Annotated in this window: 13 protein-coding genes; 5 read left to right on the top strand and 8 right to left on the bottom strand. The window is 62.5% G+C overall.

What is annotated here, in order from left to right; all coding sequences use genetic code 11:
- Positions 1-49: 49 nt before the first annotated feature.
- The 7 genes from JAB1_RS16360 to JAB1_RS16330 form a co-directional block, all read right to left on the bottom strand.
- On the bottom strand, positions 50-1,285 hold the full coding sequence (locus JAB1_RS16360) for a Zn-dependent hydrolase (RefSeq protein ID WP_070280901.1): 1,236 nt from the start codon (positions 1,283-1,285) through the stop codon (positions 50-52).
- A 10-nt stretch (positions 1,286-1,295) separates the two neighbouring features.
- A complete protein-coding gene (hydA, locus tag JAB1_RS16355) occupies positions 1,296-2,687 on the bottom strand; it encodes a dihydropyrimidinase (RefSeq protein ID WP_070280899.1) in 1,392 nt (463 codons plus the stop codon).
- A gap of 16 nt (positions 2,688-2,703) precedes the next feature.
- On the bottom strand, positions 2,704-4,188 hold the full coding sequence (locus tag JAB1_RS16350) for an NCS1 family nucleobase:cation symporter-1 (RefSeq protein ID WP_070280897.1): 1,485 nt from the start codon (positions 4,186-4,188) through the stop codon (positions 2,704-2,706).
- Positions 4,189-4,330: 142 nt separating this feature from the next.
- Positions 4,331-5,611 carry an NAD-dependent dihydropyrimidine dehydrogenase subunit PreA gene (gene preA / locus JAB1_RS16345; protein ID WP_070280895.1) on the bottom strand — a complete coding sequence of 427 codons (1,281 nt, stop codon included), beginning with the start codon at positions 5,609-5,611 and terminating at the stop codon, positions 4,331-4,333.
- Entirely contained in the window at positions 5,611-6,978 is a 1,368-nt protein-coding gene (locus JAB1_RS16340; protein WP_070280893.1) for an NAD(P)-dependent oxidoreductase, read from the bottom strand. The genes preA and JAB1_RS16340 overlap by 1 nt, the downstream gene beginning before the upstream one ends.
- Before the next feature lie 46 nt (positions 6,979-7,024).
- Positions 7,025-8,527 (bottom strand): CoA-acylating methylmalonate-semialdehyde dehydrogenase, encoded by a 1,503-nt coding sequence (locus JAB1_RS16335; protein ID WP_070280891.1) that lies wholly within the window; start codon positions 8,525-8,527, stop codon positions 7,025-7,027.
- Between the two features lie 82 nt (positions 8,528-8,609).
- Complete coding sequence (locus JAB1_RS16330) at positions 8,610-9,926, bottom strand: aspartate aminotransferase family protein (RefSeq protein ID WP_070280889.1); 1,317 nt, start codon at positions 9,924-9,926, stop codon at positions 8,610-8,612.
- 199 nt (positions 9,927-10,125) lie between these two features.
- Here JAB1_RS16330 and JAB1_RS16325 point away from each other — a divergent pair, with 199 nt between their 5' ends.
- Positions 10,126-11,583, top strand: a complete 1,458-nt coding sequence (locus JAB1_RS16325) for a PLP-dependent aminotransferase family protein (protein ID WP_070280887.1) — start codon at positions 10,126-10,128, stop codon at positions 11,581-11,583.
- A 10-nt stretch (positions 11,584-11,593) separates the two neighbouring features.
- On the top strand, positions 11,594-12,292 hold the full coding sequence (locus JAB1_RS16320) for a TetR/AcrR family transcriptional regulator (RefSeq protein ID WP_070280884.1): 699 nt from the start codon (positions 11,594-11,596) through the stop codon (positions 12,290-12,292).
- Positions 12,293-12,305: 13 nt separating this feature from the next.
- On the opposite strand, the gene JAB1_RS16315 is transcribed toward JAB1_RS16320, so the two are convergent.
- Positions 12,306-13,241 (bottom strand): choice-of-anchor A family protein, encoded by a 936-nt coding sequence (locus JAB1_RS16315; RefSeq protein WP_070280883.1) that lies wholly within the window; start codon positions 13,239-13,241, stop codon positions 12,306-12,308.
- A gap of 316 nt (positions 13,242-13,557) precedes the next feature.
- Between JAB1_RS16315 and JAB1_RS16310 the strand changes: the two genes are divergently transcribed.
- The 3 genes from JAB1_RS16310 to JAB1_RS16300 all read left to right on the top strand — a co-directional run bounded on the left by JAB1_RS16310 (position 13,558) and on the right by JAB1_RS16300 (position 15,035).
- A complete protein-coding gene (locus tag JAB1_RS16310; protein ID WP_034785567.1) occupies positions 13,558-14,040 on the top strand; it encodes a hypothetical protein in 483 nt (160 codons plus the stop codon).
- Positions 14,041-14,182: 142 nt separating this feature from the next.
- Positions 14,183-14,452, top strand: coding sequence for a hypothetical protein (locus JAB1_RS16305; RefSeq protein WP_070260145.1), 270 nt, complete (start codon positions 14,183-14,185; stop codon positions 14,450-14,452).
- A 160-nt stretch (positions 14,453-14,612) separates the two neighbouring features.
- On the top strand, positions 14,613-15,035 hold the full coding sequence (locus JAB1_RS16300; protein ID WP_034785571.1) for a VOC family protein: 423 nt from the start codon (positions 14,613-14,615) through the stop codon (positions 15,033-15,035).
- Positions 15,036-15,037: the final 2 nt, after the last annotated feature.

The raw sequence follows: 15,037 nt of genomic DNA, 5'->3' as shown, positions 1-15,037 counted from the left end.
GACCTGGAAGCAAGCCGGCGGCATGCGGGCCGCCTGGCTATTTTTTTGGCTACACGGCCACGGCCCGCTCCAGCATCGCGTGCAGCAGGACGTTACAGCCCGCTTCCAGGTGCTCGGGCTTGGCGTCCTCGATTTCATTGTGGCTGATGCCGTCCTTGCACGGCACGAAGATCATGCCGGCTGGCGCCAGCCGGGCCGCGTAGATGGCGTCGTGGCCGGCGCCGGACACGACGTCCATCACCGAGTAGCCCAGCTTTTCCGTGGCGTTGCGCACGGCACCCACGCAGTCGGGGTGGAACGGGCATGGCGGGTAATAAGAGACTCTTTCCAGTGAAATGCCCAGACCCGTACTGTCGCGCGTGGCATCGATGAAGGCCGTGATCTCGCCATGCATGGTGTTGAGCAGTTCGTCGTTCACATTGCGCAGGTCGATGCTGAACTTGACTTCGCCGGGGATCACGTTACGGCTGTTCGGGAAGACCTGCACCATGCCCACCGTGCCGCGGCCATACGGCGGGTAGCGGTTGGCAATCGCCACCACTTCCTGCATGATCGTCGTGGCCACCTGCAGCGCATCCTTGCGCAATCCCATGGGGGTGGGGCCAGCATGCGCTTCCATGCCCGTTACCACGCAGTCGTACCATGACAGGCCCATCACGGCCGGTACCACGCCAATGACTTTGTCGGCGTCTTCCAGCACGGGTCCCTGCTCGATATGCGTTTCAAAGTAGGCGCCGATGGGATGGTCTCCCGGCACCTGCTCGCCCTTGTAGCCGATGCGCGCCAGTTCCTCGCCCACGGTTTTTCCCTCCGTATCCTTGGCCGCATACGCCGTCTCCAGCGAGAAAGCGCCGCAAAATACGCCGGAACCCATCATCACGGGCACGAAGCGCGAGCCCTCCTCGTTGGTCCAGAAGGCCACCTCGATGGGCGCCTGCGTCTTGATTTTCAAGTCGTTCAGGGTGCGCACCACTTCCAGGCCAGCCAGCACGCCGTAATTGCCATCGAACTTGCCACCCGTGGGTTGCGTGTCGATATGGCTGCCCGTCATCACGGGCGGCAGGCTGTTGTCGGCGCCGTCGCGGCGCATGAAGACATTGCCGATCTGGTCGATCGTGATGCTCATGCCCGCTTCGCGCCCCCATCCCACCACCAGGTCGCGGCCCTGCTTGTCCAGGTCCGTCAGGGCCAGGCGCTTGACGCCGCCCTTCGCTGTCGCGCCGATCTGCGCCAGCTCCATCAGCGCAGCCCACAGGCGCTCGCCATTGATACGCAATGCATCCATCGTCAACTCCTTATGCGGTGGTGGCGGAAAAGGCGGGCCGTTCGACATAGCGCCCAGCCCCTTCGACGGCCGTCAGTTCGCCCTGGTGGAAGACCACCTTGCCGGCGGCAATCGTGGTGCTGGGGATGCCGCGCACGGTGCGCCCTTCGAAGACGTTGAAGCCTCCCCTGGCGAACTGCGTGGCGGCGGAAATGGTGCGCGTGCCTTGCGGATCCCACAGCACGATGTCGGCATCGCTGCCAGCGGCGATGACGCCCTTGCGCGGATACATATTGAAGATCTGCGCCGCATTGGTGGAGCTCACCTTGACGAATTCGGAGGGCGTCAGCATGCCGGAATTGACGCCGGCGTCCCACACGACTGCCATGCGTTCCTCTACGCCGCCGCAACCGTTCGGGATGCGCGTAAAGTCCTGCTTGCCCGCCGCCTTCTGTTCGGCGCAAAAGGTGCAGTGGTCGGTGGCCGTCGTCTGCAGGTTGCCGCTTTGCAGGCCGTGCCACAGCGCCGATTGATGGTGCTTGCCGCGAAACGGCGGGCTCATGACGTGGCCCGCCACGTAGTCGAAATCGCCGCTCTGGTAGACGCTGTCGTCGATCACCAGGTGGCCCGCCAGCGCTTCGCCATACACGCGCTGGCCATTGGCGCGCGCCCGCGTGATGGCGTCGAGCGACTCGGCGCACGAAACGTGCACGATGTACACGGGGGTATTGAGTACGTTGGCGATGGCGATGGCGCGGTTGGCGGCCTCCGCTTCCACGGCCGGCGGGCGCGACCGCGGATGCGCCTGCGGCCCGGTAATCCCCTTCTTGAGCAAAGCTTGCTGCAATTGAAAAACCAGCTCGCCGTTTTCCGCATGCACGGTGGGCAGCGCCCCCAGTTCCAGCGAACGGGTAAAACTTTTCACCAGGGTTTCATCGTCGGCCATGATGGCGTTTTTATACGCCATGAAGTGCTTGAAGCTGTTCACGCCATGCTCGCGCACGAGGGTGCCCATCTCTTCATGTACCTGCTCGCTCCACCATGTGATCGCCACATGGAAGGTGTAGTCGCCAGCCGCCTTGGCCGACCATTCGCGCCACTGGTGATAGGCCTCGATCAAGGACTGCTTGGGTGCCGGGATGACGAAGTCCATGATGGTGGTCGTGCCGCCGGCCAGTCCCGCCGCCGTGCCCGTGAAAAAATCGTCGGACGTCACGGTACCCATGAAGGGCAGGTTCATGTGCGTGTGCGTGTCGATCCCGCCTGGCATCACGTACAGGCCGCCCGCGTCGATCACCGTGGCGCCGGCGGGTGCCAAAAGGTTCTCGCCGACGGCGGCGATGGTGTCGCCCTCGATCAGCACATCGGCGCGGAAGGCGCGGTCGGCGTTGACGACGGTACCGCCACGTATCAGTGTAGCCATCTTGTCTCCTTTGTGATTACGACTGCGGCGCCTGCTGCACGTGCGCCACGGCCTTGCCCTTCATCATGACGCCGTACACGGCGGCGGCGATGGCCACGCCCACGAACCAGGCGTAGGTGTAGATGGTTTTAAAGCCTTCGGCCACGTCGGGAAACGCCGTGGGAAAAGCCGCGTTCAAAAAGCCCGGGATATTCGGCAGCACGGCGATGACAAAGGCGATCAGCGCCGCCATATTCCAGCCATTGCCATACGAGTAGACGCCGTCGTCGCGGTACAGCTGCCTGACGTCGAGCCGCGTCTTGCGCACAAAATAATAGTCTACGATAAGGATGCCGGCGATGGGGCCCAGCAGGGCCGAGTAGCCGATCAGCCATGTGAAGATATAGCCCTGCGTCGATTCGAGCACCTTCCACGGCATCATGACGATGGCGATGAAAGCCGTGATGTAGCCCCCCATCTTGTAGGAAATCTGCTTCGGTGCCAGCGAGGAAAAGTCGTACGCCGGGCCCACCAGGTTGGCGGCCAGGTTGACGCTGACCGTGTCGATCAGGAGGATGATCAAGGCGATCAGCACGGCGGCGCCCGTCATGCGGCTGGCCAGGTCGACCGGGTCCCAGATGGCCTTGCCGTACATGACGACGGAGCCGGCCGTGACGATCACGGCCAGCATGGCCAGCAATCCCATAGGCACCGGCAAGCCGATCGACTGGCCGATCACCTGGTCGCGCTGCGTCTTGGCAAAGCGCGTGAAGTCGGGGATGTTCAAGGCCAGGGTGGCCCAGAAACCCACCATGGCCGTCAGCGACGGCCAGAAGACGCTCCAGAACTGGCCCGCCTTTTTACCGCCGGGGATGAATTGCGATGGCTGGTCCAGCAGGCTGGCCACGCCGCCGGCCTTGCTGTGCACCCAGTACAGCAGTACGAAGCAGATGAGGATTTTCAGCGGCGCAGTGTAGGTTTCGAGTTTGCGGATCGACTCCATGCCATGCAGGATGTAGTAGAACTGGATGGCCCAGAAAGCCAGGAAGCACAATAGCTGGCTGCCGTTGATGCCCAGGCCCGCAATCTTCTCGCCGCCCAGTTCATGGCCTACCAGCACGCCCATCAGGGTATAGATCATCTGCCCGCCGAACCAGGTCTGGATGCCATACCAGCCGCAGGCGACGATGGCGCGCATCAGGGCCGGCAACCGCGCACCCATGGTGCCGAACGAGGCACGCGCCAGCACGGCATACGGGATGCCGTACTTGGTGCCCGCATGGCCGATCAGCAGCATCGGCAGGAGCACGATGGCATTGGCGAGAAATACCGTGAGCACGGCCTGGTAACCGGACATGCCGCTGTCGATCAGGCTGGCCGACAGGGTGTAGGCGGGAATGCACATCACCATGCCGACCCACAGCGCGGCGAAGTGATACCAGCGCCAGGTGCGCTGCGCCGCCGTGGTGGGCGCCAGGTCTTCATTCCAGAGTTGCGTGTTGCCTGAATAGTCGTGGTTCACAGGGTTGCTCCATCGGTTAGACCGCTGGCACGCGAAGGCGCCAGGGATACGGCAATGTGGAAACGGCTCGGCTTTTAAGTAATCTAGCTTACTGCAAAGACGCGCCGCTGTTTATAAAATAAACGCACGCAATAACCGTGCCCTATGCCGTCTCCGCCAACGCGCGGGGATTCCTGGGATCCTGCGTCCAGTTCATGTACGGCTTGCCCGTGGCTTGCGGCACCATCGTGATGCAGCCCTGCACCGGACAGGTGATTTCGCACAGGTTGCAGCCCACGCACTCCTCCTTGATCACCTCATACGTGCGCGTGCCGGCGGCGTCGATCAGTTGCGCAATCGACTGGTGCGAGGTGTCTTCGCAAGCCACGTAGCACTTGCCGCATTTGATGCAGTCGTCCTGGTTGATCTGCGCGATGACCTGGTAATTCATGTCCAGGTATTTCCAGTCCGTCGTGTTGGCCACGGCCTTGCCGGCAAAGTCGCTGATGCGCTCGTAGCCCTTCTCGTCCATCCAGCGCGACAGGCCATCCTTCATCTCTTCGACGATGCGGAAGCCATGCAGCATGGCGGCCGTGCACACCTGCACGCAGCCGGCGCCCAGGGCGAGGAATTCGGCCGCGTCGCGCCAGTTGCCGATGCCCCCGATGCCGGAAATGGGCAAGCCGCGCGTCTGCGGATCGCGGGCGATTTCCGCCACCATGTTCAGGGCGATCGGTTTGACGGCCGCGCCGCAATAGCCGCCATGCGTGCTGGCGCCACCGACAATCGGCAGGGCCACCATGCGGTCCAGGTCCAGCGAGGTGATGGAATTGATGGTGTTGATCAGCGAGACGGCGTCCGCGCCGCCCGCCTTGGCCGCGCGCGCCGGCATGCGCACGTCCGTGATGTTGGGCGTGAGCTTGACGATGACGGGAAGACGGCTGTGCTTCTTGCACCAGGCGGTGACCATCTGCACGTACTCGGGCACCTGGCCCACGGCCGCGCCCATGCCCCGCTCCGGCATGCCGTGCGGGCAGCCGAAATTGAGCTCGATGCCGTCCGCCCCTGTCGCCTCGACCTTGGGCAGGATGTCGGCCCAATAGTGCTCTTCGCAGGGCAGCATCAGGGAGACGATCATGGCGCGGTCGGGCCAATCCTTTTTCACCTGCGTGATTTCGCGCAGGTTGATCTCCAGCGAGCGATCGGTGATCAGTTCAATGTTATTGAAACCGACCACTTCGCGGTTCTTGCCATACAGGGCCGAGTAGCGCGACGAGACGTTGACGGCGGCCGGGTCTTCACCCAGGGTTTTCCACACGACGCCGCCCCAACCCGCTTCGAAGGCGCGCACCACGTTGTAGGCCTTGTCGGTCGGCGGTGCGGACGCCAGCCAGAAGGGATTCGGCGCCTTGATGCCGCAAAATTCGATGCTGAGATCAGCCATTATGCAGCCTCCACTTTATTCAACAAATCGGAATGGATGGCCAGTGCGGCCAGCTTGCCATGCTGGACGGCTTGCACCGTCAGGTCCTGCCCCGGCGCCACGCAGTCGCCGCCCGCGTAGATCCCCGGCAGCACCGTGCGAAAACCCGCATCGACGGCGATCTTGTCGCCTTCGCGCTGCAGCAGCGACGCCATCGGATCATGCAGCACGTCGGTGTCGAGGCTCTGGCCGATGGCCTTGAAGATGGCGTCTGCCGCCACGTCGAACGTTTCACCCGTCCCCGCCAAACGCGTGCCCTGCATGCGCGTCTTCTCGAAACGCATGCCGGCGACCTTGCCGTCAGTATCGAGCAGCACCTGCTGCGGCTGGGCCCACGTCAGCATGCGCACCTGGTTGGCCTTGGCGATTTCCTGTTCATGGTGGGTGGCCGTCATGGCGTCGAAACCGCGCCGGTAGACGAGGGTGACTTCCTCGGCGCCCAGGCGTTGGATCTGCACGGCCATGTCGATGGCCGTATTGCCGGCGCCAATCACAATCGCCCGTTTCGGCACGGGCAGCGCGGCCAGGTCGTCGGCCTGGCGCAGCGCGGCAATGTAATCAACGGCGGCCAGCAAGCCCGGTGCGTCCTCGCCCGTCAGGCCCAGCTTGCGGCTGGCGCCCAGGCCCAGGCCTAGGAACACGGCGTCATACTGCGCGTGCAAGTCGCGCAGCTGCAGGTTCTCGCCCAGCGCCTGGCGACATCGGATCTCGATACCGCCGATATCCTGCAGGAAGTCGATTTCCTTTTGCGCGAAATCGTCCGTCAGCTTGTATTTGGCGATGCCGTACTCATTCAGGCCGCCCGCCTTGCCTTCCTTTTCAAAGATCACCACGTCGTGGCCCAGCATGGCCAGGCGGTGCGCGCACGACAGGCCCGCCGGTCCCGCGCCGACGATGGCTATCGTCCTGCCGGTGCTTGCCGCCCGTTTGAACGGGTGGCTTGCGAAATGCATATGGTCGACGGCGTAGCGCTGCAAGAGGCCGATCTTGACGGGCTGCCCCTCCGCGTCGTGGTTGCGCACGCAGACGTCCTCGCACAGGATTTCCGTGGGACAGACGCGGGCGCAGCTGCCGCCCAGGATGTTCTGTTTCAGGATGCCTGCCGCGGCGCCGTTGATGTTCTTGTCGTGGATATTGCGGATGAAGCTGGCCACGTCGATTTCTGACGGACAGATGCGGCTGCACGGCGCGTCATAACAGTACAGGCAGCGGGCGCTTTCGATGGCCGCCTGGCGCGCGCTCAAGGGAGGCGCCAGGTCGGTGAAATGGCCTGCCAGTTCCTCGTTCGGCAGGGCGGGATGCGGCAAATAGTTCAAAGACTCGATCATCGCGTATTCCTCTTGTTATGTGCGGCCGGCTTGTAGTTTGAAACCTTTACTTCATCTGGGGAAAAGCAAATTCCACACCAGCGCTTGCCGTATTCGGCCAGCGCTGCATCACGGCCTTGTGGCGCGTGTAGAAACGCACGCCTTCGGGGCCATAGGCGTGGTGGTCGCCGAACATGCTGCGCTTCCAGCCGCCAAAGCTGTTGAAGGCCATCGGCACCGGCAAGGGGATGTTGACGCCCACCATGCCGACCTGGATCTGGCGCACGAATTCACGCGCTACGCCGCCGTCGCGCGTGTAGATGGCCACGCCGTTGCCATACTCGTTGGCGTTGATCAGCTCCACCGCATGCACCACGTCAGGACACCGGAGCACGCACAGCACGGGACCGAAAATCTCTTCCTTGTAGATGCTCATGTCGCGCGTCACATGGTCAAATAAAGTACCGCCGACAAAGAAGCCATTCTCGCGTCCCGCCACCACATGGTTGCGGCCATCGACCACCAAAGTTGCGCCCTGCTCCACGCCCGAGGCGATCAGTTTTTCGATGCGCTGCTTGGCGGCCAGCGATACGACCGGCCCCATTTCCGCACCGTCGGCCATGCCGTCGCGCACTTTCAGTGCGGCCGTGCGCGTTGCCAGTGCATCGATCAACTTATCGCCCGCGTCGCCTACGGCCACCACCACCGAGATGGCCATGCAGCGCTCGCCCGCCGAACCGTAGGCCGCGCCAATCAGCGCATCGACCGTCATGTCCATGTCCGCATCGGGCATCACCACCATGTGGTTCTTCGCGCCGCCCAGCGCCTGCACGCGCTTGCCGCTGGCGCTGCCGCGCGCATAGATGTATTCGGCGATCGGCGTGGAGCCGACAAAGCTGATCGCCTGCACGACCGGGTGGTCGAGCAAGGCATCGACCGTGACCTTGTCTCCCTGTACCACGTTGAAGACGCCGTCGGGCAAGCCCGCTTCTTTCAGCAGTTTCGCGTGCAGCAGGGAGGCCGATGGATCCCGCTCGGACGGTTTCAGGACAAAGGTATTGCCGCAGGCGATGGCAACGGGGAACATCCACATCGGCACCATCACGGGGAAATTGAATGGCGTGATGCCGGCCACCACGCCGAGCGCCTGGCGCATGGACCAGGCATCGATGCCGCGCGAAATCTGGTCCGTGAATTCGCCCTTTAACAATTGCGGAATGCCGACGGCAAATTCCACCATCTCGATGCCGCGCGCCACCTCGCCCTGCGCATCGGCAAAGGTCTTGCCATGCTCGCGCGTGAGCATGGCGGCAAAGTCGTCCGTGTGCTGCTGGCACAGTTGCAGGTAGCGGAACAGCACCCGCGCGCGCGTCAAGGGCGGCGTGGCCGACCAGGAAGGAAAGGCGGCGGCGGCGGCCTGCACGGCCGCGTCCACGTCCTCCACGGTGCCCAGCGCGACCCGGGCGACGGGTTCGCCCAGGGCCGGGTTGTACACATCGCCATAGCGGCCGCTCTGCGTGTCGACTTTGGCGCCGTTGATGTAGTGGGTGATGGTGTCGAGAGTGTTCATGGTGTTCCTTTTTCAAACCCAAAAACAAGTGCCGGGGTCGGACCCTCAGGGTCCGACCCCAGGTTTTGCTTGGGGTCGCAATTCAATCAAGATTTTTGAGTACCTTGGCCAGCTTGCCAAACAGCTCGTCGACATGCTGTTTCTCCAGCACCAGCGGCGGCGACAGGGCGATGATGTCGCCGGTCGTGCGTATCAGCACGCCGTCGGCGAACGCCTGCTTGAAGGCGTTGAAGGCGCGCGTGCCGGGTTTGCCGGCGATGGGATCGAGCTCGATGCCGGCGATCAGGCCGATGCTGCGCAAGTCGATCACGTGCGGCAGGCCCTTCAGGGAATGCACGGCGTCGCTCCAATACGCCTGCATCGCTTTAGCGTGGCCCAGGATGTCCTGTTCCTCGAACACTTGCAGGGTCGCCAGCGAGGCGGCGCAAGCCAGCGGGTGGCCGGAATACGTGTAGCCGTGGAACAATTCGATGCCGGCCGGCGTGTCCATGAAGGCGTCGTGGATGTATTGTTTGCTGAACACGGCGCCCATGGGCACCATGCCGTTGGTCAGGCCCTTGGCCGTCGTCATCAGGTCCGGCTCGACATCGAAATAGTCGGCAGCGAACGGCGTCGTCATGCGGCCGAAACCCGTGATCACCTCATCGAAGATCAGCAGGATGCCGTGCTTGGTGCACAGTTCGCGCAAGCGCTTCAGATAGCCTTTCGGCGGGATCAGCACACCCGTGGAACCGGCCACCGGTTCGACGATGACGGCGGCAATCGTCGAGGCGTCGTGCAGGGCGACGATGCGTTCCAGTTCATCGGCCAGGTGGGTGCCGTATTCGGGCTCGCCCACCGTATAGGCGTTCTTGTCCAAGTTATGCGTGTGCGGCAGGTGGTCCACGCCCGGCAGCAGGGGACCGAAGGTCTTGCGGTTGCCGCCGATGCCGCCCACGGAAATGCCGCCAAAGCCCACGCCGTGGTAACCGCGTTCGCGGCCGATCAGACGGGTGCGCGCGCCCTCGCCGCGCGCCCGGTGATAGGCCAGCGCGATCTTCAACGCCGTGTCGACGGCTTCGGAACCGGAGTTCGTATAAAACACGTGGCCGAACTTGTGGCCCGTGTAGTCCATCAGCTTTTCCGCCAGGTCGAAGGCGGCCGGATGGCCCATCTGAAAGGTCGGCGCGAAGTCCAGCTGGCCCACCATGTCGCGGATGGCAGCGACGATTTTCGGCTGCGCATGGCCGCACGGCACGCACCACAGGCCGGCCGTGCCATCGAGGATGGCGTTGCCATCGACGTCCTTGTAGTACATGCCTTCAGCCGACACGAGCAGGCGCGGGTTGGCCTTGAAATCACGGTTGTTCGTAAACGGCATCCAGAATGCCGACATCGATTCCGGCCTTGTTTCGTTCATGACCTTCTCCTTGGGATGGGCTGGCGCGGGGCCAGGATCGTTTTTGACGAAGCGTAAAATAATTTACCAGTTGGCAAAAAGCTGATGTAATAATAGACAGGCCATCCCCAATGGCACAGATACACAAACGGCAAAGTACCCCAACCGTACAGGTCGGAAAACCACTACAGTTTTGTGCAAGGCAGCATAAGGAGCCACCGTGAAGCACAGCGACAGCACAGACGATGCCCCCGAGCAAGCAAGCGGCTGGCCCGTGCTGGACATCGACCGCCAGAAAAAGGGCGGCCTCGTCGAGCAGATCGTCATCGCCATCAGCGTCATGGTGGGCAGCCGCGCCCTGCGCATCGGCACGCGCATGCCATCCGTGCGCCAGTTCGCCCGCTGCAATGGCGTGTCGACGTTTACCGTCGTCGAATCGTACGACCGCCTGGTCAACCTGGGCTTGCTGTCGTCGCGCCGCGGTTCCGGCTATTTCGTCGCGCGCCACGATGTCACCGCCTCGCCGCAGGCGGCCGTACACGCGAGTCCCACCGCCATCGACGCCCTCACGCCGGACCTGTATTCGGGCGTGTCCGATGCCCTGCCCGTGGGCGCGGGCTGGCTGCCGCCCGAGATGTATGGCGAAGCGACCGTGCTCGATGCCGTGCGCCAGGCCATGCGCATTCCCGCCAGCCGGCTGCGCGGCTATGGCCATCCTCTCGGTTTTCCCTCGCTGCGCCAGCACCTGGCCACCAGCCTGTCGGAAGACCTGTTTCAGGTGGAGGCGGACCAGGTCTTGCTGACGCATGGCGCCACGCATGCCTTCGATTTGATCCTGCGCAGCCTGACCAAGCCGGGCGACACGGTGCTGGTGGAAGATCCCGGTTACAGCAATCTGCAGTCGCTGATCCGCCACCACGGCTGCATCCCCGTGGGCATTGCGCGCGGCGAGGCTGGCCTCGACCTCGATGCGCTGGCCAGCGAGGCTGCGCGCACGCAGCCCAAGCTGATGTTCGTCAACACGGTGCTGCAAAATCCCCTGGGCACCTCGCTCAGCCAGGCGCAGACGCACCGCCTGCTGGCACTGGCCGAGCAGTTCGATTTCTGGCTGGTGGAAGACGATATCTACCGCGAACTGGCGGCGCGCGGCGACGCATCGCTGGCGGCCATGGATGGCTTGCGCCGCGTGATCCGCGTGGGCAGCTTTTCCAAGACCTTGTCGCCCGTGCTGCGCGTGGGGTCGATTTGCGCCTCGCCTTCGCTGGTGGCCGAACTGGTACGCGTGAAAATGCTGGCGGGACTGACGACGTCGGAAATCAACGAGCGCGCCGTCTACCACGCCGTCTCCGCGCGGCCCTACAAGCGGATGGTCGAGCGGCTGGTGGCGCAGCTCGATGCGGCACGCGAGCGCAGCATCGACTGCCTGGCGCAGGCGGGCATGGCGCCCGTGGCACGGCCCCGCGGCGGCATGTTCGTCAGCGCCGGCTGGCCCGACGTGCAAACGCCGGAATGGAATGGCAAGATCATCGCCGACATGGCCTTGAAGGCCGGCATCCTGCTCTCGCCGAACGAATTTTTCATGCTGCGCGCGCCCGAGACGGTGTGGTTCCGCTTCAACGTGGCCTACACCGATACCCCCGTGCTGCAAGCGTTCCTGCAATCGATCCGCCCACGCTAAAGAACCTGCCATGGCCAGCGAAAAATCCCCTGTCCTTCCCGTGAAAAATGCCGGCGGCCGGCGCCTGCAAAACCGCGACCGCCTGGAAGCGGACATCCTGGAACAAGCCGTGCGCGCGTTCGCGGAAAGCGGCTATGAGGGCGCGTCGATCGCCACCATCGCCGAACGGGCCGGCCTGTCGAAGCAAAACCTGATGTATTACTTCCCGTCCAAGCAGCTGCTGTACCAGCGCGTGCTCGACGATGTGCTCGACGACTGGCTGGCGCGCATGGAGTCGCTGGCCAATGAACACGACGAACCGCGCGACGTGCTGCGCGCCTACATCGGCGCCAAGCTGCGTTTTTCGCGCGAACAGCCGTGGGCTTCGCGCGTGTATGCGCTGGAAGTGATCAATGGCGCGCCCCTGTACGGCGCGCAGATACGCGACCGGGTCGTGCCCCTGCTGCGCAAGGATATCGCCGTCTTCGAAGCCTGGATCGCGGCCGGCAGGATCGCGCCCGTCAACGCCACGCACCTGATGTTCGCCATCTGGGCCATGACGCAATCGTATGCGGATTTTTCAGCGCAGATGGCCCTGGTGCTGGAGCGCAAGCAGCTCACGCGCAAGGATTACGAGGATGCGGAAATCCTGATCGCGCACATGGTGCTGGCGGCCGTGTCCATGCCGCCGGCAGGCGAAAAAAAACCGCCTTGCAAGGCGGTTTCCTGAACAGCGCAAACGCTTATGCTGCCGTCTTGCCCTTGCGGCGGCGCGCCATGAAGCCAACCAGGCCCAGGCCTGCCAACAACATCGCATAGGTTTCCGGTTCCGGCACGGCCGAAACATAACCGGCCACGTTGGTGGCGTTGAAATAATGGTTGGCGTTGACCTGGATGTTCGAAGCCCAGTTACCCACCACCACGTTGCCGTTGATCTGGCCATTGCCGCCGGCCAGGGTCGCCAGCGGCGCCAGAATGCTGCCATACAGGCCCACACCGTTCAAGGTGATGTTTTGCGCTTCATAGAAGTTGTACAGCACATTGTATTTGCTGAAATCGCCGTAGCCGCCGGACAGGTTCACATTCTTGCCGCTGATATTGAGGATCAGGGTGTCGTTCGTGTGCAGGTTGCTGAACTTGAAGTTGTTCACCGAGCCCAACGCCGCGGAAGTCAGATCGAACACTTGCACGCTGCCCGTGCCGCCCTTCAGGGTCATGCCGCCGTAGGCCACGGAGCTGCTGCCCGTGGACGCCACTTTCGCCAGCGAGGTCGAGGTGTTTTTCAGTTGCGCCGAGGTGGAGGCAAACGATACGGGCGACGCCGTGGTCTTGCTCGCCGTGTTCAGGCCCACGCTGCTCGTCGTCGTGCTGCCACCCACAAAATAGTTGCCGTTCTTGATCGAACCGGAGCTGTAGTTCAGGTTGCCGCCAACGACCAGCGCATAGCCGGTATTACCGTGCGTGACGTAGGCGTCCTTGTTCTTGTCATTGATCGAATAGCTCGATGCGGACAGGTTACCGGCAACCAGCACGCCGCCTTCGACATCGCTGCCGGACGCGCTGAAGTTGCTCAGGGAATACAAATTGGCGCCACCGATACCCAGATCGACAACACCGGCTTGCGCGGCGCCGGCAGCGAACACGGTCGACAGAACGAGAAGGAGTGGCAATTTAGGCATGCTTGACATTTTTATTTCCAAAAAGAAAATTAACTTGACGCCAGAATATCATATCTATTTAATTTGAGATGTCGCAAATCAACAACTTTTGTAACGATTATGCAAACATAATTGCATAATGGAAATTGTTTTGCTGTCGCTGCCCGGAGAACGCCTTAGCCATCCGGATGGCGCTTTGAACAGATGGGAAAACAGCCGTCTGTTCTGCTGTTTCAATATTGCTTAGAAGCGTAGCCAACTTGGTGATACGATCGCGGCAGCGCCAGACCAGGCCAGGCCAGGCCACAGAATACGAAATCATAAGGATGAAGCACGCATGAAACGATTGTCCCTAGGCGCACTGATGCTGGCATATGCCTGCGGCGCACACGCCGATGTTGTGAACATGATCGATAACCAGCCGCTGAGCGAAACCTGGCTCAACGCGGGCTTTTATTCGTACCACTTTCAGCGCGACAAGAACCTGAATGACAGCAATCCGGGCCTGGGCGCCGAATACCGCTTTTCCACGGTCGCGTCGGTCACGGCGGGCCGCTTCTACAATAGCGACCGTGCTTACTCGAACTACCTGGGCGTGTACTACCAGCCGATCAAGGTAGGCCCGCTGCGCGTCGGCGCCGTCGTTGGCGGCTTCAGCGGCTATCCGAAGATGCGCGATGGCGGCTGGTTCCCGGCCCTGGTCCCCACCATCAGCTATGAATACCAGCGCGTGGGCGTGAATATCGCCATCGTGCCTTCCTACAAGGACCGCCTGTATGGCGCCCTCAGTTTCCAGCTGAAACTCAAGGTGTTTGAATAACCGTTTGTCCTGATTTGTCGCCGTTCGGTCCGCCATTCCTGCCATTCGTCGCATACGCGATGCCCGGCAGCAAGGTTCTGCCTATAGTGGCCTCATCGCCAGCATGCATACGGCAGCGGCACCCACACGACAGGAGAACGGCATGAAAGACATCAATTCGGCACCGGGCAGCACTTCCTTCAGCGCTTTCTGGAACGAGCTGTGCGCTTACACGCGCCAGGGCATGGCCGCCTTGCGGGCCATGTCGTGGCCCATGCTGCTGGCGTGCTGCCTGGGCCTGGCGTTCCTGATTACCATCTTGCCGCTGGCCATCATGCTGTTTGCCCTCGTCATGCTGCTGAAATGGGCAAGCAACAGCGATGATGCCGGTGCCGACGAAAAAGCGCCGGGCTCGCAGCAGTCGCCGCAATAAAAATTTGCGTCGTGGCAAGAGTGCAATGATTGTTCTATGGCACTATGGATGGGCACAGCACTGACAGGCATCAAACCCATCCCGATGGACGGTATGGGTACGGAACGCCAGGCAGTATCCATGATCGAAGCTACTCCCCCACAGCCATAGGAGTTTTCTGATGACCACGACAGCAAAAGCTACAGCAGCGACGACCATTCCCTGCCTGCGCTACCGAGACGCGCCCGCCGCCATTGAATGGCTGTGCAAGGCGCTCGGCTTTGAAAAACAATTGATCGTGCCTGACGGCAACGGTGGCGTCGCCCATGCGCAGCTGAGCTTCGGCAATGGCATGGTCATGGTGGCGCCAGCCATCGACAGCGACTATGGCCGCCTGATGAAACTACCCGGCGACGTCGGCGGCGCCAACACGCAAAACTGCTACCTGGTCGTCAGCGATGCCGATGCCGTCTACCGCAGCGCGCGCGAAGCCGGCGCCGAGATCGTGCTCGACATCAAGGATGAAGATTACGGCGGACGGGGCTTTACCTGCCGCGACCCGGAAGGCCATATCTGGAGCCTGGGCACCTACGATCCATGGTAAAA

The organism is Janthinobacterium sp. MP5059B (assembly GCF_001758645.1).
In the GTDB taxonomy this organism is placed as follows: domain Bacteria; phylum Pseudomonadota; class Gammaproteobacteria; order Burkholderiales; family Burkholderiaceae_D; genus Janthinobacterium; species Janthinobacterium lividum.
This window is presented reverse-complemented; position numbering and strand designations above follow the sequence as displayed.